This is a genomic window from Paenibacillus sp. FSL E2-0178 (assembly GCF_038593005.1).
GTDB classification, from domain to species: domain Bacteria; phylum Bacillota; class Bacilli; order Paenibacillales; family Paenibacillaceae; genus Paenibacillus_AQ; species Paenibacillus_AQ phytohabitans.
Genome location: NZ_CP151953.1, coordinates 3,920,285 through 3,938,962, shown reverse-complemented (window position 1 = coordinate 3,938,962; position 18,678 = coordinate 3,920,285). Strand labels below are relative to the sequence as shown.

Annotated in this window: 15 protein-coding genes; 13 read left to right on the top strand and 2 right to left on the bottom strand. The window is 52.3% G+C overall.

Annotation, left to right across the window (positions count from 1 at the left end; genetic code table 11):
* Window positions 1–472: 472 nt before the first annotated feature.
* The 7 genes from purM to ilvA all read left to right on the top strand — a co-directional run bounded on the left by purM (window position 473) and on the right by ilvA (window position 11,380).
* On the top strand, window positions 473–1,513 hold the full coding sequence (purM, locus tag MHI42_RS17080) for a phosphoribosylformylglycinamidine cyclo-ligase (protein ID WP_342424558.1): 1,041 nt from the start codon (window positions 473–475) through the stop codon (window positions 1,511–1,513).
* A complete protein-coding gene (purN, locus tag MHI42_RS17075; protein WP_342424557.1) occupies window positions 1,513–2,127 on the top strand; it encodes a phosphoribosylglycinamide formyltransferase in 615 nt (204 codons plus the stop codon). The genes purM and purN overlap by 1 nt, the downstream gene beginning before the upstream one ends.
* Window positions 2,128–2,602: 475 nt before the next feature.
* Window positions 2,603–4,150 carry a bifunctional phosphoribosylaminoimidazolecarboxamide formyltransferase/IMP cyclohydrolase gene (gene purH / locus MHI42_RS17070; protein WP_171719873.1) on the top strand — a complete coding sequence of 516 codons (1,548 nt, stop codon included), beginning with the start codon at window positions 2,603–2,605 and terminating at the stop codon, window positions 4,148–4,150.
* Between the two features lie 23 nt (window positions 4,151–4,173).
* Window positions 4,174–5,439, top strand: coding sequence for a phosphoribosylamine--glycine ligase (purD, locus tag MHI42_RS17065; protein ID WP_342424556.1), 1,266 nt, complete (start codon window positions 4,174–4,176; stop codon window positions 5,437–5,439).
* Window positions 5,440–5,823: 384 nt separating this feature from the next.
* The gene (locus MHI42_RS17060; protein WP_342424555.1) at window positions 5,824–7,170 is read left to right on the top strand and encodes an SEC-C metal-binding domain-containing protein; all 1,347 of its coding nucleotides are present in this window, start codon (window positions 5,824–5,826) and stop codon (window positions 7,168–7,170) included.
* Window positions 7,171–7,496: 326 nt separating this feature from the next.
* A complete protein-coding gene (locus MHI42_RS17055; RefSeq protein WP_342424554.1) occupies window positions 7,497–9,578 on the top strand; it encodes a methyl-accepting chemotaxis protein in 2,082 nt (693 codons plus the stop codon).
* A gap of 539 nt (window positions 9,579–10,117) precedes the next feature.
* Window positions 10,118–11,380, top strand: a complete 1,263-nt coding sequence (gene ilvA / locus MHI42_RS17050) for a threonine ammonia-lyase IlvA (RefSeq protein WP_171719877.1) — start codon at window positions 10,118–10,120, stop codon at window positions 11,378–11,380.
* A 132-nt stretch (window positions 11,381–11,512) separates the two neighbouring features.
* Here ilvA and MHI42_RS17045 read toward each other — a convergent pair whose 3' ends face one another.
* The gene (locus tag MHI42_RS17045) at window positions 11,513–12,472 is read right to left on the bottom strand and encodes a hypothetical protein (protein WP_342424553.1); all 960 of its coding nucleotides are present in this window, start codon (window positions 12,470–12,472) and stop codon (window positions 11,513–11,515) included.
* Between the two features lie 41 nt (window positions 12,473–12,513).
* Complete coding sequence (locus tag MHI42_RS17040) at window positions 12,514–13,161, bottom strand: DUF1129 family protein (RefSeq protein ID WP_179093633.1); 648 nt, start codon at window positions 13,159–13,161, stop codon at window positions 12,514–12,516.
* 238 nt (window positions 13,162–13,399) lie between these two features.
* Here MHI42_RS17040 and MHI42_RS17035 point away from each other — a divergent pair, with 238 nt between their 5' ends.
* From MHI42_RS17035 to MHI42_RS17010, 6 genes are all read left to right on the top strand, one after another.
* Window positions 13,400–13,600 carry a hypothetical protein gene (locus MHI42_RS17035; RefSeq protein ID WP_042133422.1) on the top strand — a complete coding sequence of 67 codons (201 nt, stop codon included), beginning with the start codon at window positions 13,400–13,402 and terminating at the stop codon, window positions 13,598–13,600.
* A 191-nt stretch (window positions 13,601–13,791) separates the two neighbouring features.
* Window positions 13,792–14,622: an alpha/beta fold hydrolase gene (locus tag MHI42_RS17030; RefSeq protein WP_039298286.1), complete on the top strand. Its 831-nt coding sequence runs from the start codon at window positions 13,792–13,794 to the stop codon at window positions 14,620–14,622.
* 85 nt (window positions 14,623–14,707) lie between these two features.
* Window positions 14,708–15,484, top strand: a complete 777-nt coding sequence (locus MHI42_RS17025; protein WP_171719879.1) for a class III extradiol ring-cleavage dioxygenase — start codon at window positions 14,708–14,710, stop codon at window positions 15,482–15,484.
* A 147-nt stretch (window positions 15,485–15,631) separates the two neighbouring features.
* Entirely contained in the window at window positions 15,632–16,735 is a 1,104-nt protein-coding gene (locus MHI42_RS17020) for a DUF3048 domain-containing protein (protein ID WP_342424552.1), read from the top strand.
* 204 nt (window positions 16,736–16,939) lie between these two features.
* Window positions 16,940–17,557 (top strand): DUF47 family protein, encoded by a 618-nt coding sequence (locus MHI42_RS17015; RefSeq protein WP_039298293.1) that lies wholly within the window; start codon window positions 16,940–16,942, stop codon window positions 17,555–17,557.
* Window positions 17,558–17,570: 13 nt separating this feature from the next.
* On the top strand, window positions 17,571–18,560 hold the full coding sequence (locus MHI42_RS17010) for an inorganic phosphate transporter (RefSeq protein ID WP_171719881.1): 990 nt from the start codon (window positions 17,571–17,573) through the stop codon (window positions 18,558–18,560).
* Window positions 18,561–18,678: the final 118 nt, after the last annotated feature.

Below are 18,678 nucleotides of genomic sequence, written 5' to 3'. Positions count from 1 at the left end.
GCCCCCGTCCTGTTTGCTAACGCAAAATCGGGGGGTCTGTCGCCTAAGGATACGCACGGCTTTGCCCCGTGCGCCTGAGGGCTCCCGCCCCCGTCCTGTTTGCTAACGCAAAATCGGGAGGCCTGTCGCCTAAGGGCACGCACGGCTTCGCCCCGTGCGCTTGGAGGCGCTGGGCTTCGCCCACAGCGCCGAAACAGTGCTGCTGTGCAAGGCGCGAAATTTCGGCTTGCGGCACGGGTTTGACCCCGGTGGTTGGAGTCATGAAGAGGAATTTTGGAACTGTAGGAGCGATTGCGTTCGCCTTTATATTTGGATTTCTACCGCGGACAGCGGTTCAAATCAAGGAAATCCAAATATAACAGCGGCCGGAAGTCCAAACATTCTTCGTAATGACGACTATAACCACCAAAACACCCAAATCCCTGCCGCCCCGAACCCGCGCTCTAAACTAATTTAAATGAGGTGTCCAAAAGTGTCGGAAGCTTATAAAAACGCCGGAGTGGATATTGCGGCTGGCAATGAAGCGGTAGAACGCATGAAGAAGCATGTGAAGCGCACCTACCGTCCTGAAGTGATGACGGAGCTGGGCGGATTCGGCGCACTGTTTGGCCTGAATAAGGACAAATATGAAGAGCCTGTTCTCGTATCGGGAACGGACGGCGTGGGCACGAAGCTCAAAATCGCGTTCGCAGCGGACCGCCACGACACGATTGGCATCGATGCGGTAGCCATGTGTGTGAATGACATCGTAGTGCAGGGCGCAGAGCCGCTGTTCTTCCTCGACTATCTGGCCTGCGATAAGGTAGTGCCGGAGAAGATTGAGGCGATCGTTGCCGGAATCGCCGAAGGCTGCCACCAGGCAGGCTGCGCATTAATTGGCGGCGAAACGGCCGAGATGCCCGGCATGTATTCAGCCGGTGAGTACGACATCGCCGGATTTACGGTAGGGGTTGCCGACAAAGCGAAGCTGGTAACTGGCGCAGACATTGCAGCGGGAGACACGGTAATTGGCCTGGCTTCCAGCGGTATCCACAGCAACGGGTTCTCGCTGGTGCGCAAGCTTTTGCTGGAGGAAGACGGCTACGGACTGAATGATGTAGTGCCTGAACTCGGCGCTCCGCTCGTGGATGTACTGCTGGCTCCAACCAGAATCTATGTGAAGCCGCTGCTGGCCCTGCTGGAACAGCTTCCGGTTAAAGGAATGGCCCATATTACCGGAGGCGGGTTCATCGAGAATATCCCGCGCGTACTGCCTGAGAATGTAAATGTAGAGATTAACTACGGCTCCTGGCCGATTCAGCCGGTCTTCGGCTTGATGCAGAGCAAAGGCAATGTAAGCAACCGCGATATGTTTACCACTTTTAATATGGGGATCGGCCTTGTACTGGTGGTGGCTGAAGCGGACGGAGCGCGCGCGCTGGAACTGCTGAAAGCGAGCGGAGAAGAAGCTTACCTTATCGGGACTGTAACAGAAGGTGAACGCAAGGTTACCTTTACAGGAGCTGAAGTCTGATGGAGTGGAGCCGGATCGCTGTATTTGCCTCGGGGCAGGGCAGCAATTTCGCCGCACTGGTTCAGGCGCAGCAGGAGGGGAAGCTCGGCGGAGGCAGCATAGAGCTGCTGGTCTCGGACAAGCCGGAAGCGCCTGTGGCACAGCGGGCGGAGGAAGCGGGAATTCCCGCCCTCCTGCTGCGGCCGAAGGACTTCGCGGGCCGTGAGCTGTATGAGGCGGAAATTGTTGCCGAGCTGCAGCGCCGGGACATCGGACTGATCGTGTTAGCCGGATACATGCGTCTGATCTCACCTGTGCTGCTTGAGCCTTACGCCGGGCGGATCATCAACATCCATCCGTCGCTTTTGCCGGCCTTTGCAGGTAAGGATGCGATTGGCCAGGCGCTGGATTATGGCGTGAAGCTGACGGGAGTGACGGTGCATTTTGTCGACGGAGGCATGGATACCGGACCGGTTATTGCCCAGCGCAGCGTTGAGGTGAAGCCGGGAGACACAGCCGATTCACTTGCAGAACGTATCCACCAGGTAGAGTACGGACTGTATCCTGAAGTGGTTGCTGCTTTTGCCGCCGGGAAAGTGGAATTGAACGGAAGAATAACGACAATCGGCGAATAATAGCAGATGCCATACCAGCCGGATCTGACACACCATTAATATTTCAGGCAGGTGCGGCTGATTCTGATATTTCTCGGGAAATATTGCACAAAGTCTGCAAGATGTCGGATTGGCTGACTGAGCAGTTTGAAATTGCCGGAATTACGGGTTTGCTGACATGCCGGTTGATGTCGATATAGCAGTTGGATTTACACCACTTAATTTGTCTGAATCCCAGCGACCGCGGAACGTAATTGGATAAAGTACAACTAATTCTGGCGTTCGTAGGCTCTAAGGCGCATATGGCATCATTTAGATGGACAATTTCCAACTAATTTCTATCCGGCTGATAACCAGCCGAAATTAAATGACGTAAATCCACTTATTTTATAAACATTATAAACTCAAGTATAAGCATGGGCTAACCGGCGACAATGATCCTGCGATCATTAGCCACAACCTAATCTAGCGTGAATCCAGAGGAGGACTATTCAAAGTGAGTATCAAAAGAGCGCTGGTCAGCGTATCGGACAAACAGGGCATCGTGGATTTTTGCCGCGAGTTGTCTGCACTAGGCGTAGAAATTATCTCCACAGGCGGCACCAGCACACTTCTGGCTAAAGAAGGCGTTCCGGTCATCGGGATTTCCGATGTGACAGGCTTCCCCGAAATTATGGATGGACGCGTCAAAACGCTGCATCCTGCTGTACACAGCGGCCTCCTTGCGGTTCGTGATAACGAAGAGCATACACGGCAGATGACCGAGCTTGGACTCGACTACATCGACCTGGTGGTAGTAAATCTGTATCCGTTCGCGGAAACTATTGCCAAGCCGGATGTGTCGTATGAGGAAGCTATCGAGAACATCGATATCGGCGGACCTACGATGCTGCGTTCGGCGTCGAAGAACCATGCTTTTGTCAGTGTGGTAGTGGACGCGGCGGATTATGCTACAGTGCTTGAGGAAGTGCGTGCAAATGGAGATACCACCCTTGCAACCCGCAAACGTCTTGCGGCCAAAGTCTTCCGCCACACGGCGGCTTACGATGCCCTGATTGCCGATTATCTGGCGAATGTAACCGGTGAACCGCTGCCGGAACGCTATACGGTCACTTACGAGAAAATCCAGGATCTGCGTTACGGCGAGAACCCGCATCAGAAGGCTGCGTTCTACCGCAAGCCGCTGGCTGCGCAGGATACACTCACCGCTGCCGAGCAGCTGCACGGCAAGGAGCTGTCCTACAACAATATTAACGACGCTAATGCGGCACTGCAGATTGTAAAAGAGTTTGAAGAACCGGCTGTAGTGGCTGTGAAGCATATGAATCCTTGCGGCGTAGGCGTGGGTGCGAGTGTATATGAGGCTTATCAAAAAGCGTACAATGCCGATCCAACCTCCATCTTCGGCGGAATTGTTGCGGCGAACCGGATCATTGATGAAGACACGGCTAATATGCTGAAGGATATTTTCCTTGAGATCGTTCTGGCTCCGGGCTTCACGGAAGAAGCACTGGAAATCCTGACGAAGAAAAAGAATATCCGCCTGCTCAAGCTGGGCAACCTCAGCACGGCGGCTTCCCGTAAAACCAGCTTTGTTGTAACCTCCATTGAAGGCGGGATGGTAGTGCAGGAAAGTGACGTGCATTCCGTGAATCCGGAGGAGCTGCAGGTCGTAACTGACCGCAAGCCAACGGAAGAAGAGCTGAAGCAGCTGCTCTTCAGCTGGAAGGTGGTTAAGCATGTGAAGTCGAACGCGATTGTGCTGGCGGCTGATAATATGACCGTAGGCGTAGGTGCCGGACAGATGAACCGTGTCGGCGCGGCCAAGATTGCGATCGAGCAGGCCGGAGAGAAATCCAAAGGCGCTGTACTGGCTTCCGATGCCTTCTTCCCAATGGGAGATACCCTGGAGATGGCTGCCAAGGCTGGTATTACGGCAGTTATTCAGCCGGGCGGGTCGATTAAGGACGAGGAATCCATTAAGGTTGCTAACGAATACGGCATTGCCATGGTCTTCACCGGCGTTCGCCATTTCAAACACTAGAACGCTGGGAGGGGTTCATACTGATGGATATTTTAGTGGTCGGCGGCGGAGGCCGGGAGCATGCGATCATCTGGAGCTTAACCCGCAGCCCCAAGGCCGGTAAAATCTACTGCGCACCCGGCAACGCCGGGATCGCGCAGCTTGCGGAATGTGTGCCGATCGGCGTATTCGAATTCGATAAGCTGACTGCTTTTGCCAAGGAACGGGAGATCGGTCTGGTCGTTATCGGACCGGATGATCCGCTGGCAGCGGGGATCGTCGATGCATTCGAAGCGCAGGATATTCCTGTATTCGGCCCGCGGAAGAATGCGGCGGAAATCGAAGGCAGCAAGACCTTTATGAAGGATCTGCTCCATAAATACAGCATCCCGACAGCAGCGTATGAGAAGTTCAGCGATTACGGGAATGCACTTGCCTATCTGCGTACTCAGGAGCTGCCGATTGTAATCAAGGCGGACGGATTGGCTGCAGGCAAAGGTGTGACCGTGGCGTATTCCCGTGAGGAAGCGGAGGCGGCTCTGCGGGATATCATGGTGGCTAAGGTCTTCGGTGAAGCCGGCGCACAGGTCGTGATCGAGGAGTTTCTTGCCGGGCAGGAAATGTCGATTCTGGCCTTTGTGGATGGCGAGACGGTGCGGCCGATGGCGGCTGCACAGGACCATAAGCCGGTATTCGACGGCGATAAAGGACCTAATACGGGAGGCATGGGGACATACTCCCCGCTTCCGCATATCGATGAGGACATTATCCGCGAAGCGGTGGAGACCATCATCGAGCCGACGGCGAGAGCCATGGTGGCTGAGGGGCGCCCCTTCAGCGGCGTACTGTTCGCAGGGCTCATGATCTCGCCGGACGGCAGACCAAAAACGATAGAATTCAATGCCCGCTTCGGTGATCCCGAGACGCAGGTTGTTCTTCCCCGGCTACAAAGCGACTTGCTGGAGATCTTTCTGGCTGTTACAGAAGGCAGGCTGGCGGATATTCAGATTGAATGGAGCGATGAGGCCGCAGTCTGCGTGGTCCTGGCTTCGGAAGGTTATCCCGGTCCGTATCCGAAGGGTGTGCCGATCAGCGGACTTGAAGCGGATACGGACGGACTCGTCTTCCATGCGGGAACTGCACGCGGTGAGGATGGCAGCTGGGTAACCAGCGGCGGCCGGGTGCTTGGAGTTGTAGGCATGGGGCCTACGATTGCCGAAGCGCGTGCAGCAGCATATGCCAGTGCCGGAAAGATCACCTTCCCGGGCAAACAGTGCCGGAGTGACATCGCTATGAAGGCTCTGATCTGAGGATAAAGCACTGTATTTCAGCCAGATAAAGAGTGCCTATGCTTTGGGGCCAATGCAAATTACCTGTATACTCATCGAAGCTAAAGCCCCACTTTGCGGGGTTAGTTTATGCTATTAGTCCCAAAAAAAGGACTGACAAGTAGTAGGAGAAGTGCTATAATACAACTCGTACGGGGGAAAATGTGCGGATATATACAGATAAAGGGTCTTTCCTTTCATGGAAAGGCCTTTTTTAAAATTTAGGGATTTATATTTTTAAACTGTCCTTAACAGGACGGCCAAGCCGTTTCCACTTGCTGAATGTTCAGGGGATATAGAAAACCCCATGCCGGGAAATGATACTTAAATAATAAGTACAATAACAGCGATGCCGTTTTTTTACGGATGCTTAGTTACAGATTTAAGGGGGAATTGTTTTTGAGTAAGGTCGGAAGAAATGACTTATGCCCATGCGGAAGCGGGAAAAAATATAAGAAGTGCTGCTTGGATAAAGAAACGTCAGCGGTCGAATCCATACTGCGGCTGGTAACGACGGAGGATGCGGCAGCACAAGAGGCTGTATTCAGCGAATCCGTACAGGAACAGTCAGCAGCGGAGGCCGCGGTACGTACCGAGAGTAAGCTTACACTGCCCAAGCTGAAAAAGATGGTCGCACGCGAACTGAAATGGGAGCATCCGGCCCATGAACAGCTGGCGCTGCAGCTCATTGAGAGCATGAGAAATCAATACGACCGGGAACTGATTCTGGAAGCCCTGGTGCTGTGGAATGGCTTCTCCCGGCAGACCAAACCTGCGGTGAAGAAAGCCGGCTCGTTCTGCGCGGCCATCGAATATCTGCTGTCAGAGGAATACGGCTTCATGCTGTCGCAGACGGATCTTGCCGATAAATACGAAGTTACGGCGGCCACCATCTCCCGTAAGGTCAAAGAATTATATAATTATGTCGAAGAATACGGAATGGGCGGAGAAGCTGATGAGCTGATCGCGCTGAATGGTCCGGGCACTCCACAGGAGAAGGCCCAAGCCCTTCTGTACAAAGCGGTGGAGGCCACTTCTGCGAAACGCCGTGTTCAGCTGGCGGAGACGGCACTGGAGATTTATCCGGACAGTCCGGATGCCTATCTTATCCTGGCCGAGGAATCGGAGAATGAGCATGAGGCGCGTAAATTCCTCAAAGCGGGAATCGCAGCAGGCAGACGTGAACTGGGCGAGCTTTATTTTACCAAGAACAAAGGGTATTTCTGGGGGCTTACGGAGACCCGTCCTTATATCCGTATCTGCCAAAGCTATGCGGAATCCTGCTGGTTTGGCGGGAAGGCAGAGGAAGCAGCGGAGATTCTGGAGCATATTCTCGAGCTTAACCCGGATGACAATACCGGTGCACGCTATCTTTTGGCCGCTGTCTACTTGTACAGCAATCAGTTGAAGGAAGCGGAGCGGGTGATCAAGAACTACGGGGAAGACGATGCGGCGGCAGCTTTTGCCTATGACCGGATTGTGCTGGAGTTCAAGAAGAACGGAATTACCTCGCAGCTCAAAATGCTGTATCGTGTTGCGCGCGGAGTGAACAAGCATGTGCCTGATTATCTGCTGGGCGTAAAGCGCCTGCCGCATAATCTCCCGGATTTTGTCGGAATGGGCGATTCCAATGAAGCCATTGAATATGTCATTATGCATTCGCGTTTGTGGGCAAGCATGCCGGATCTGCTCAAATGGATGCTGAAACAATAGAATATAGATGATCTATATATGATCTGAACATGAAATATCCAACACAGTCCTCCGGGCTGTGTTTTTTTGTAGATAACCTGACATGGATTAACCCTCCGACCTACATTATCCAAAAAAACTAGTAAAACAAGCCTATTTTCAAATGAAAATGTTTGTTTAATGCTGTGTTTTTCTGAAAATACCTGACATGGTCACACTTATTTCACAGCTCGAAGTAAAACGTTAAAGGGATAAAGAGTTTTTTTGCAGAAATAAGTCGAAAAGACAGGGAGCATTCGAGTGAGAGTATTACCTGAGCCTATTTACATTTGAAGGTGGGGAGTCCTATGGCACAGAAGAAGAGCAAGAAAGATAAGGCGCTGCTGACATTATCTTTAAGCAATATGGGGATTCGCGCCAAGCTGTTTTTGTCGGTGATTATCTCTGTAGTTGCTATTTTTGTTATTGTATCCGTAGTGATTTACAGCAATGCCAAGCAGATTATAGTCAATGGCCTGAACAATTCGCTGACCTATGAGAAAGGAGAGATAAGCGTTAAGGTCAATGAGCTGCTGCAGCCCGCTTCGGACAGTGTAGAGCTTCTGAATGCCAACGCCTATATCCGTGACTATATCGCCAGTGTAAGTGATCCGGAAACAGCGAAGACCACCAGCGGGTACAGTGAACTGATCCGCACCCTGAATCTGGTCAAGAACAACAATAAGAACCTGCTGAATGTGTATATAGGTCTGGATGCTGCGAACAAGGTGATTACGCAGGATGAGTTCGAGCCGCCGGCGGACTTCGTGCTGAAGGAGCGGGGCTGGTATGCCAATACAGCCAAGAATAAGCGTGTTACGGTTACGGACCCCTATATTGATGCCGGCTCCGGCAAAATGGTCGTCAGCGTCAGCGCACCGATTCTCGACGATGCCGGCAAGCTGATCGGTGTCGCGGGTGCGGATATCTCCACGGAGCAGATTACCCAGGCGCTGAGCGCTTTTAATTACAATGGCAGCGGGTATGCCGTACTGATTGATAAGACAGGAACCTTCATCTACCATCCGGATACAGACAATATTCTGCTGAAGAAAATGTCCGATCTTGGCGAAGACTGGAAAGCTGTCGGGGATAAGATGGTACAGTGGGGCTCGAATGTGATAAAGACGGATATTGACGGAGAGGCCAGTTATGTGTCGTATTCGCCGGCTGTAGAGAATCAGTGGTCCGTGGCGCTGATTGTGCCGGAGAAAAAAGCGGAGCAGGAATTGAAGAAATTCGAGCTGATCTTTATTCTCTCGATTATTGCTTCGATTGTAGTGATGTCCGTGCTGCTGTACTTTGTCTCCAATAGTATATTGAAGCAGATTCCTATCCTTACAGCTGCCTTCCGAAAAGCGATGTCCGGCGACCTGTCGGTAAGAGCGAAGGTTACCGCCAAAGGGGAAATCGGCGTACTGGCAGAGGGCTTCAACGATATGATCTCCTCACAGCAGTCGCTGATTCAGGAAATCATGCGCAGCTCGCAGAGCATCTCTGGCGCAGTGGAGAATACGGAGAAGAATGTGTTCGTGCTCGACGGCAGCATCACCGATATTTCGGGGATTACGGAAGAGCTGTCAGCAGGTATGCAACAGACGGCGGCTTCGATGGAGGAAATGAATGCCAGCACGATCGAATTCGAGCATGCCATTAACGGTATCGCCCGCAAAGCCCAAGAGGGTGCAGATGCGGCCCGGGAAATTAATGTACGGGCGGATAAGCTGAAAGAGGGCGCATTTGAGTCACGCAGGCAGGCGGATCATATCTACGGACAGAGTGAAGAGAAGCTGCGCATGGCGCTTGAGCAGTCGAAGTCGATCTCGCAGATAGGCGCGCTCACAGGAGCAATTCTGGAAATTGCCGCCCAGACCAATCTGCTGTCGCTGAACGCTTCCATTGAGGCTGCGAGGGCCGGGGATGCGGGCAGAGGCTTCGCCGTTGTGGCGGAGGAGATCCGCAAGCTGGCTGATAACTCGCGGGAGACGGTGACCGAAATCCAGGGAGTTACTGAAGCGGTAGTCCAGGCGGTATCCAATCTGGTCGAGGGTGCGGAGAGCATGCTGCGCTTCATGGACCGGCAGGTGCTGAAGGATTACGATGCGATGCAGGAGACGGGTGAGCGGTACAGCGAAGATGCCAAGTATATTGATGAGCTGGTTACAGACTTCAGTGCCACCTCCGAAGAGCTGCTGGCTTCCATTCAGAGCATGCTGACTGCGATCAGCGAGACGGGCAGTGCAACGAATGAAGGCGCAGAAGGGGCCGGGGTCATCGCCGTCCAGGCGGAGCAGATCATCGGCAAGTCCGGCAGTATTGTTGCCGAGATGGAGGAGATCAAGATCAGCTCGGCGCAGCTGCTGCAGACGGTCTCGCGGTTTAAGGTCTAGGTATAGCAAGCTAGGGGACGGTCCTGCTGATGTATGGCGGGGCCGTTTGCTTGTTGCGTTTGGAAAGTAAGCATAACGCATAGGCGGGGTGTTTGGAGTGCGATATGAGGAAATGAGGAAATGAGGATATGAAGATATGAGGGTAGAACGCCGTGACCGGATTACGGTATATGCCTAGGAGTGTCTTCCGGTGGGTTTAATTGCACTTTGTACAACTAAAACGTCTGATTCTCCACCTATTATCCGTTTAGTTGTATTTCGTGCAACTAAAAAGCACTATGTAGACGGTTCTTGCCCATTCGGGCAGATTTAGTTGTACAGAATACAGTTATAAGAGGCGAGCCTCCCTTTTCGCTGTTTTTAATTGCACATTATACAACTATATAAGATGAACTTAAGAATGGAGGAGTGGAGTTGCAGGGTTCCACCGGCAGTGGATGCTGTATTGTGTGACGAGGACAAGGGTTGAAAAAATGTCTCTGGAAGAGTATGTTACAAGAAGCGAAACGATAAGAAAGAGACAGTGAGGCGAGGAAAAGATGAGAGAAGGCGAAAACCGGATCGTAGGGATGGAAGATATTGTACGCGCACATCATGTGCTGCGGGAGGTTATCGTCCGTACGCCGCTGCAGCTGGATGCGGTACTGTCAGCTAAATACGGCTGTAATGTGTATTTGAAACGCGAAGATTTGCAGATTGTACGCTCCTTCAAGATCCGCGGGGCCTACAATATGATCCGCAGTCTGTCCGACGAGGACAGAGCGAAGGGGATTGTCTGTGCAAGTGCGGGTAACCACGCCCAGGGTGTGGCGTATTCCTGTAAGGCACTGGGAATCAAAGGGAAAATCTTTATGCCGAGCACTACACCTAATCAGAAGATTAAGCAGGTCCGGCGTTTTGGCGGCGAATTCGTGGAAGTGATTCTGAAGGGGGATACCTTCGACGATGCTTACGATGAAGCGCTACAGGCTTGTATAGACTATAGCATGACGCTGATTCACCCGTTTGATGAGCCGCGCATTATCGCCGGCAATGGTACGATTGCGATGGAGATTATGGAGAGCCTGGACAAGCCGGCTGACTTTGTATTTGTTACGATTGGCGGAGGCGGCCTGGCGGCAGGTGTAGCCACCTATGTGAAGACCGTGAGCCCGGCGACTAAGGTGATCGGTGTGGAGCCTACCGGAGCAGCTTCCATGAGCGAGGCCATGGAGTGCGGTGAGGTGATCACCCTGAAGGAAATCAATAAGTTTGTTGACGGTGCGGCGGTGAAACGTGTCGGCGGCTTGACCTTCGACATCTGTTCGAAGCTCCTGGATGATGTAGTCAAAGTGCCGGAAGGCAAGGCTTGTACAACCATTCTGGAGCTGTATAACGAGAATGCGATTGTTGTGGAGCCGGCAGGCTCGCTTCCGATTGCTGCGCTGGACATGTACCGGGATCAGATCCGCGGCAAAAGCGTGGTCTGCATCGTCAGCGGCGGCAATAATGATATCGACCGGATGCAGGAGATCAAGGAGCGTTCACTGATCTATGAAGGCCTGAAGCATTATTTCATGGTTAATTTTCCGCAGCGCGCGGGTGCCCTGCGTGAATTCCTGACTGAGGTAGTCGGACCCGACGATGACATTACCCGGTTCGAATACACGAAGAAGAACGAGAAGGAGAACGGCCCGGCATTGGTGGGCATTGAGCTGATGTCTACAGATGCCTACGCCCCGCTGATTGAGCGGATGCAGCAGAAGGGCGTGGATTACGTAGAGATCAACAAGGATGTCAATTTATTCAGCATGCTGATCTAATATAATCGTTGTCAGCGGCAATAGCCGTTTATATGGATATGAAGAAGACCCGCCCGGGTTCAACCCGGGCGGGTCTTCTTTCATAGCGATAAGATTGCTGCGCACATCCGGTGCTGCTGAGTTATACGCTTATCAGGACTGGGGCACCTCTGTCTTCAGATACTGCTCAGCATCATCATCCAAGAGATAGCCGTTGCTCTTCATCAGCTTCATGAAGCCGTCGAGCTTCTGCAGGAACGGGCTGGTGCTGCTGTTTTTGGCCAGGATGCTACTGTAGGCTTTCTGTGCCTCCAGATCCATTTCCAGATTATCGTAATGGAAGAGCGGCGTGTTGTTCTGGCCATAGAATGTATTCACTGCGTACATGTTATAAAGTGTCTTGACTGCTGATAGACGGTTGGAGTTGGGGTAGGTCTGAATGAACTGCTCCTGGGTTAGTGCGCGGGAAGCGACATCCCCCCAGGCGATCACAAGCCCGTTATCCTTGGAAGGGGGCAGATCCGACTCGGTCGCCATTATTGAAATATAATCACGGATATCCTCCGTCACGTACAGTTTATATTTGCGGTAAGCGGCATAATCAATCACCGGGAAAAAAGTGCCTTCGGCCGTCTCCAGCTTATAGCCGCTCTCTCCCGCGCTTTTCAGCAGCGCACGCAGTGAAGCATTCTCCGTACTCTCGGCCAGTTTCACCATGCTGACTCCCGCCTTATAGACGGAGATGAGCTTCCGCTGTACTTCACTGCTGCTGAATTTCTTCTCCCAGGAAGGCAGGAGCGATTTGTGCAGGTTCTCCAGCTTCAGCGTCAGAACGGTCGCCTGATAAGGAGTGACAGCATACAGATTGGTATTCATATAAGTAATAGCACCCGGCAGGTTGCCTGAGGAGAACAGCGGCAGCGCAGCCCTGTAGACAGCCTCAGCATGGCTGAGGACGGCCGCACCGGTAACACCCGCCTTAGTGCTGGCAGCAGCCTCAGACGTGCCTGTGCCGCGGCCCGCGCTGCTCTCAGCACGGGCAGGAGCGGAGCTTGCTGCCTCCAGCCCCATGAGCAGAGCAATAGCGGCGGTTAGAACGACGTGCTTCTTCATACAAGTCTCCTCCTGTGTGGAATAAAAGTTGAATATATTCTCTATGATTTGAAAAATATTAATTTCAGTCCAAGACCACCGGCTGCGGCAAGAACCAGACTGACCCAAGGCGCAATCCGGATGACCGGGAACAGATTATCGAGGAACATTCCGGCAAATACGGCAGCAATCGCAATTCCGACATAGAGCCCAAGGCCTTTGATATCAAAAGCCTTGGGCTTCGGGCTATCGTCCTCAGACAACGAGGCCATCCATTTCATAATAAGCTCAATCAGAACAATCGAGCCGATACCTACTATGATAAGGGTGAAAATACTGATCTGGCCGAAGATTTCATCCGGACCTCCGCTCCACTGCATGATCAGTCCGGCAGCGCCCATCACTCCGAACAGAATGGTCAGGGCGGATAAAGAGATCATCAGGGAGTTCTTCAGCTTGCTGCGCGGAGAGCGCGGGGGGCTGCTGTTCATCACATCTTTGAAATAATCTCCGGGGTTCTCGCCGAAGATCTGCTTGGCATTCCTGCCTTTGGCCTGCCCCTTCAGCAGCAGTTCAGCCGCCTCCAGCAGCAGCTCCTCCGCACGGACAGAGTCTACCGAGCTGGCCCGCATGGCGAGAATCATATCTTCAAAAAAAGAGCGGTTAAATGGCGTCATCTGCTCACGCAGCAGGTTGTTTTGCTTAATCATAGCTTTAACTTTCATAGTATGGACGTATACCTCCAAGGTGGATTGATCAGGTTAGCCTTTAACCTAGAGTATACGTTTGTGCAGCAGTGGTGTGCAAGGACAACCCTTGCAGGCGGATAAGAAGTTCCGCTTCTGAGTAACTTTTCTTTCGGCAATCCCTGAATAATCCGTTTGGAAGAGTGAACACTGAAGAGGTGGTTGCTTCACCAAATATAGCTAGAGGAAGGCAGGGAGCGTTATGAAACAGGAGAACAAACAGGAACCCGGCAAATTTGTGGGCGACGGCTTCGCGCCTGCACCTGCTAATGAAGTGGGGGATTGGGGTAATTCTGACGGCTTCAGTCTTTGGGATGCTGCGGGCGTGACACCGGAGAACGGACTTGAAGACTGGGAAGGCCGGCAGGAGACCCATGATATGTTTCACGACAGCTATGACTGAGTGAAGCTCAAGCTTGACCCACGGCCTCTTTTGCTCCTGCGGGAGCGGAAGGGGCTCTTTTCAGGAAATCCGGAGGACTATGGTTATTGACAAGAAATTAATGAGAATCGTATAATAAAGATATAAATCATACTAAATTAATCGGAATAATTATAATTTGAAATAAATCAGCTTTCAGGGAGGGCGCAGCAATGGAACGGAATATTATCATCCGGCATAATGGAGAGGAACTGACAGCGAGCATACACTATCCATCCGCAGACAAGGCAGGCACCGGACGGTGCAAGAACCGCGTGCCGCTTGCAGTGATCTGCCACGGCTTCGTGGGCAGCCGGATTGGTGTAGACCGGATCTTCGTTAAGGCAGCCCGTGAGCTGGCGCAGGATGGCTATATGGTTATCCGCTTTGACTACGTAGGCTGCGGGGAGAGCAGCGGTAATTACGGGAGCGAAGATATGGAGTCGATGATCAGCCAGACCCGGGCGGTGCTGGATTACGGCATCAGCTCGGCCGATGTGGACCCGCAGCGTGTGACGCTGATCGGACATAGTCTGGGCGGTGCAGTAGCGCTGCTGACCGGTGTCCGTGACCGGCGGGTGAAGAACCTGGTGCTGTGGTCTGCGGTCGGCTATCCGTTCAATGATATCGTAAAGATTGTCGGAAGGGAAGCCTATGACCGGTCGGTGAAGAGCGGCTCAGCCGATTATTCCGGCTATTCGTTCACCCCGGTGTACTTCAACTCACTGGCAGCGTTCCAGCCGTTCCAGGAGGCCGGGAAATTCAGCGGTGATGTGCTGGTCATCCACGGAACCTCCGATGATGTTATACCAGTTGACTATGCCTTCCTCTACCAGAAGCTGTTCTGGACACGTCCTGAAGGCCGCTGCGACAAGGAGATTATTTTCCAGGGCGACCATACCTTCTCGTCAGGTCCGGCACAGGAGCAGGTGCTTAAGCGCACCAGGGAATGGATGAATCAGCAGGAGCATCTGCAGGAGGAATGGCAGAACTGGATGATATAGGAGAAGTCCCATGCGTGCAATACGTAAGAATAAGCGGTAAAATAAAAGGGCAGACCATATACTGGGTTATGGAGGTTGGCACCCTATGAAATTACCGGCATTCTTTATTGCGCATGGCTCTCCGCTGCTGGCTCTTGAGGATAACGAATACACACGTTTCCTGGAGCGGCTGGGTTCTGATCTGGGGAAGCCCCGCGGCATTGTAGTTTTCTCGGCGCACTGGGACAGTCCCCAGCAGCTGATTACAGTGGACGCACAGCATGAAACGCAGCATGATTTCTATGGTTTTCCGGAAGAGATGTATAAGCTGGCCTACCCGGCCCCGGGCGATCCCGCCTTAAGCAGCAGGGTTTCCGCACTCTTCAAGGATAGCAATCTTTGTCATCAGCCTATACTCGGCCGGGGCCTTGACCATGGGGTCTGGGTTATTCTGAAGAAAATGTTCCCGCAGGCCGACATTCCCGTAGTAGCCTTATCCGTCGATTCGATGCGTTCTCCCGAAGAGCAGTACAATATCGGACGGATGCTGGCCCCGCTGCGCGATGAAGGAATCCTCCTGATCGGAAGCGGAGGACTGGTCCACAATCTCAGGCTGCTGAAGCAGGATGATCAGCCCGAGCCTTGGGCGCTCGACTTCGATGCCTGGATCGCTGAGCGGCTCGAAGCATGGGATCTGGCTTCACTTTTTGCTTTTGAGAAGCAGGCTCCGCATGTGCGGGAGGCCGTTCCCACCTACGGGAAGGAACATTTCGTACCGCTCTTCTATGTAATGGGTACAGCCGATGAGGGCAGACGGGCGCAGTTAATGATTCAGGCCTATCAATACGGTACTCTAAGCTTAAACTGCTGGATGGTCGACTAATACACAAATAAATGCAGGATACAGCCGCTTTAATGGCTGTATCCTTTTTTGTATGCAGAATTTCCGGTGTGCTCAAGACAAACTCTGCCAGCTATGATTAAATGAAAGAAAGCTTACTGACAAAACTTTAGGAGGAACAACAAGTTTATGACGATAAACCGGTCTTCAGCCCGTCCTATATCTGTCTTCGTCCTTGCTGCCGCCCTGCTCTCCGCCTGCGGGACAGAGAATGCAGTAACGGTTCCAGTGCCGACTACAGTAGCAGCTACTGCTGAACCCCAGCCGACAGAAGCTGCGCAGCCCACTCCGACAATAGCGCCTGCAGCGGGAATAGTCTCCGGATTAACGGGGCTTCCGGCTACGGACGGAACGCTGCCCCGGCCGCTCGCAGTCATGATCAATAATGCCCCGGCTGCCCGGCCGCAATCCGGAGTCAGCGAAGCGGATATCCTCTACGAAGTACTGGCGGAGGGCGGAATTACCCGCCTGATCGGAATCTTCCAGAGTCATACCGGGGTGGTGAAGATCGGCCCGATCCGCAGTATCCGCCCTTATCTGCTCGACATTGGCGAGAGCTACGGCGGTGTGACTGTGCATGCGGGAGGCAGTCCGGCGGCTTACGCCATTCTGCAGAAGCAGAAGAAGGAGGACATGGACGAGATCGGACGTGCAGGTGCCTACTTCTGGCGGGACAAGGAGCGCAAAGCCCCGCATAATCTGTACAGCAATGCTGCCAAGCTGCGGGAAGGTGCCGGGAAGCTGGGATTTGCCGAGAGCGTGGAGGTTCCCGGTTTGCTTTTCACAGATCCGGATTATGCGCCTACTGAGGGAGAGCCCGCGCTGGAATTCAATGTAAGCTTCCTGCTGAAGAGCTATACGGTGGGGTATAAATATAATGCTGAGCAGCGTACCTATGTCCGCTGGGTGAACGGCAAACCGCATCTGGATCTGAATAATAACAGTCCGGTGGCAGCGGCGAACGTAATCGTAATGGGCTCTGACCATAAGGTGCTCGATGATGTCGGCAGGCTGCAGGTGGATGTGGAGCTGGGCGGGGAAGCGCTGCTGTTTCAGCGCGGAGTAGCGATTCCCGGCAAATGGTCGCGCAGGCCCGGGGACATCATCCGGTTCGTGAAAGAAGACGGCAAGGAAGCGCTGATGTACCCCGGCATAACGCATATTCTGATTGTACCTAACAGCCCATCCTTCGGCAGCCATGTCGATTATGCGCTGGCACCTAGTCCCACCTGATAAGCGCCGGATAATTAACCGTTTATATGATTATTTTCGCAATTACAGGGAATTGTTATTATAGTGTAAAAAAGTTCGGTTTTTTACTTCTATCCATTCTATTGATATGATAAGATAACAAGGGTTGTCATTCATTTTCATGCTGTTTACATTTGGGTGGCTTCACGTTTTCACGGCAATTTTATGTAAAGGGGTTTAAAGCTAATGAAGTTGAGAAAAAAGGATATATTCTTTGAGACGCTGGAAAACATGGCCGATACCATTGTTCAGGCGGCAGATTACTTCGCTCAGAATATTTCAACTCTCCAGGACAATGTTGAGAATTTCGCCGGGGTGATGAAGAAATACGAATCCCAGTGCGATACCTACACGCACACCGTCATCAAGGAACTGAACAAAACTTTTATTACGCCGCTGGAACGTGATGACATCATGGACCTGATCACAAGCATGGATGATGTTATTGATGGTCTGGAGGCTTCTGCCTCGCGTTTCTATATGTATAACCTGCTGGATGCGGATGAGTATATCGTCCAGTTCGCGGAAATTCTGCGTCAAAGTGCGTATGAAATCCAAAAAGCGGTTCATTTGCTCTCCCAGAAGAAGCTGCTGGCGATCCGTGAATACACGATCCGTCTGAATGATCTGGAGAACCAAGGCGATGAAGTGCTTCGTATCTGTACGAAGGCCCTGTTCGAAACTGTAAAAGACCCGATTGAACTGATTAAGCGCAAAGAATTGTACGAGCGGTTGGAGACGACCACGGATAAATGTGAAGACGTAGCCAACATGCTGGAATCGATCATCATGCGCAATTCATAAGGGGCTCTGAAATATGGATACATCTATATATATACTAGGTTTTGTTATATTTCTTGCGCTGGCGTTTGACTTTATCAACGGTTTCCATGATACGGCCAACGCAATCGCTACCTCGGTCTCTACACGCGCGCTGAAGCCGCGTACAGCCATTATGATGGCAGCAAGCATGAACTTTATCGGTGCGCTGATGTTTGAAGGCGTAGCGAAGAAGATCGGCGGCAGCATTGCTGACCCGGCACTCCTGGATAACGGGATAGATATTCTTATTGCGACGCTCATTGCGGCGATTATCTGGAATCTGGTAACCTGGTGGCTCGGGATTCCATCATCGTCCTCCCACGCGCTTATCGGAGCTTTGGCCGGAGCGGTATATGTAGGTGCAGGTTCGGAGAATGTGAAATGGCATGGGTTCATTGAGATTGTGGAGGGGCTGATCTTCTCCCCGCTGATCGCTTTTGCCATCGGTTATGTTGTGATGATGATTCTAAAGTGGATCTTTGCCAAGCGCAGTCCGCATACCGTGAACAAGGGTTTCCGTTCCATGCAGATTATTACGGCGGCGCTCCAATCCTTCACACATGGTACGAATGACGCCCAGAAGGCGATGGGGATTATCACCTTTGCCCTCGTTACGTCGGGACGGCTCGAAACTATGCATGTACCACTCTGGGTTAAGATTGCAGCGGCAACATCCATGGCGCTCGGAACGTCCATCGGCGGCTGGAAGATCATTAAGACCATGGGCACCAAAATTTTCAAAATTGAGCCGATTAACGGCTTCGCAGCTGATATTTCGGCCGCGTCCGTTATCTTCTCAGCTACACTGCTTCATCTGCCGGTAAGTACGACACATGCCATTACCTCTGCGATCCTCGGGGTAGGCTCAGCCAAACGCTTCTCCGCCGTGAAATGGGGAGTAGCCGGACGTATCGTGGTGACCTGGTTTATTACCATTCCGATCAGCGCAGTGCTGGCGGGAGTAATCTTCAAAATCTTTTTCTAGATTTGAATTGAATAGATTGCCCGTTCAAGATGTCGCGGAAGCCATGAATGGCTGCGGACATCTTTTTTTGTGTTTCCAGCTTTTCTTGAGTTTGCGGGGAGTATTTTAATTTTTCAAG

Excerpts from the sequence above, each read along its gene's own strand:
- MHI42_RS17060 (WP_342424555.1), top strand. The coding sequence starts at position 5,824 with ATGCTTAGTTACAGATTTAAGGGGGAATTGTTTTTGAGTAAGGTCGGA.
- MHI42_RS17015 (WP_039298293.1), top strand. The coding sequence starts at position 16,940 with ATGAAGTTGAGAAAAAAGGATATATTCTTTGAGACGCTGGAAAACATG.
- MHI42_RS17020 (WP_342424552.1), top strand. The coding sequence starts at position 15,632 with ATGACGATAAACCGGTCTTCAGCCCGTCCTATATCTGTCTTCGTCCTT.
- purN (WP_342424557.1), top strand. The coding sequence starts at position 1,513 with ATGGAGTGGAGCCGGATCGCTGTATTTGCCTCGGGGCAGGGCAGCAAT.
- MHI42_RS17035 (WP_042133422.1), top strand. The coding sequence starts at position 13,400 with ATGAAACAGGAGAACAAACAGGAACCCGGCAAATTTGTGGGCGACGGC.
- MHI42_RS17045 (WP_342424553.1), bottom strand. The coding sequence starts at position 12,472 with ATGAAGAAGCACGTCGTTCTAACCGCCGCTATTGCTCTGCTCATGGGG.
- purD (WP_342424556.1), top strand. The coding sequence starts at position 4,174 with ATGGATATTTTAGTGGTCGGCGGCGGAGGCCGGGAGCATGCGATCATC.
- MHI42_RS17030 (WP_039298286.1), top strand. The coding sequence starts at position 13,792 with ATGGAACGGAATATTATCATCCGGCATAATGGAGAGGAACTGACAGCG.
- MHI42_RS17010 (WP_171719881.1), top strand. The coding sequence starts at position 17,571 with ATGGATACATCTATATATATACTAGGTTTTGTTATATTTCTTGCGCTG.
- MHI42_RS17025 (WP_171719879.1), top strand. The coding sequence starts at position 14,708 with ATGAAATTACCGGCATTCTTTATTGCGCATGGCTCTCCGCTGCTGGCT.
- ilvA (WP_171719877.1), top strand. The coding sequence starts at position 10,118 with ATGAGAGAAGGCGAAAACCGGATCGTAGGGATGGAAGATATTGTACGC.
- MHI42_RS17055 (WP_342424554.1), top strand. The coding sequence starts at position 7,497 with ATGGCACAGAAGAAGAGCAAGAAAGATAAGGCGCTGCTGACATTATCT.
- MHI42_RS17040 (WP_179093633.1), bottom strand. The coding sequence starts at position 13,161 with ATGATTAAGCAAAACAACCTGCTGCGTGAGCAGATGACGCCATTTAAC.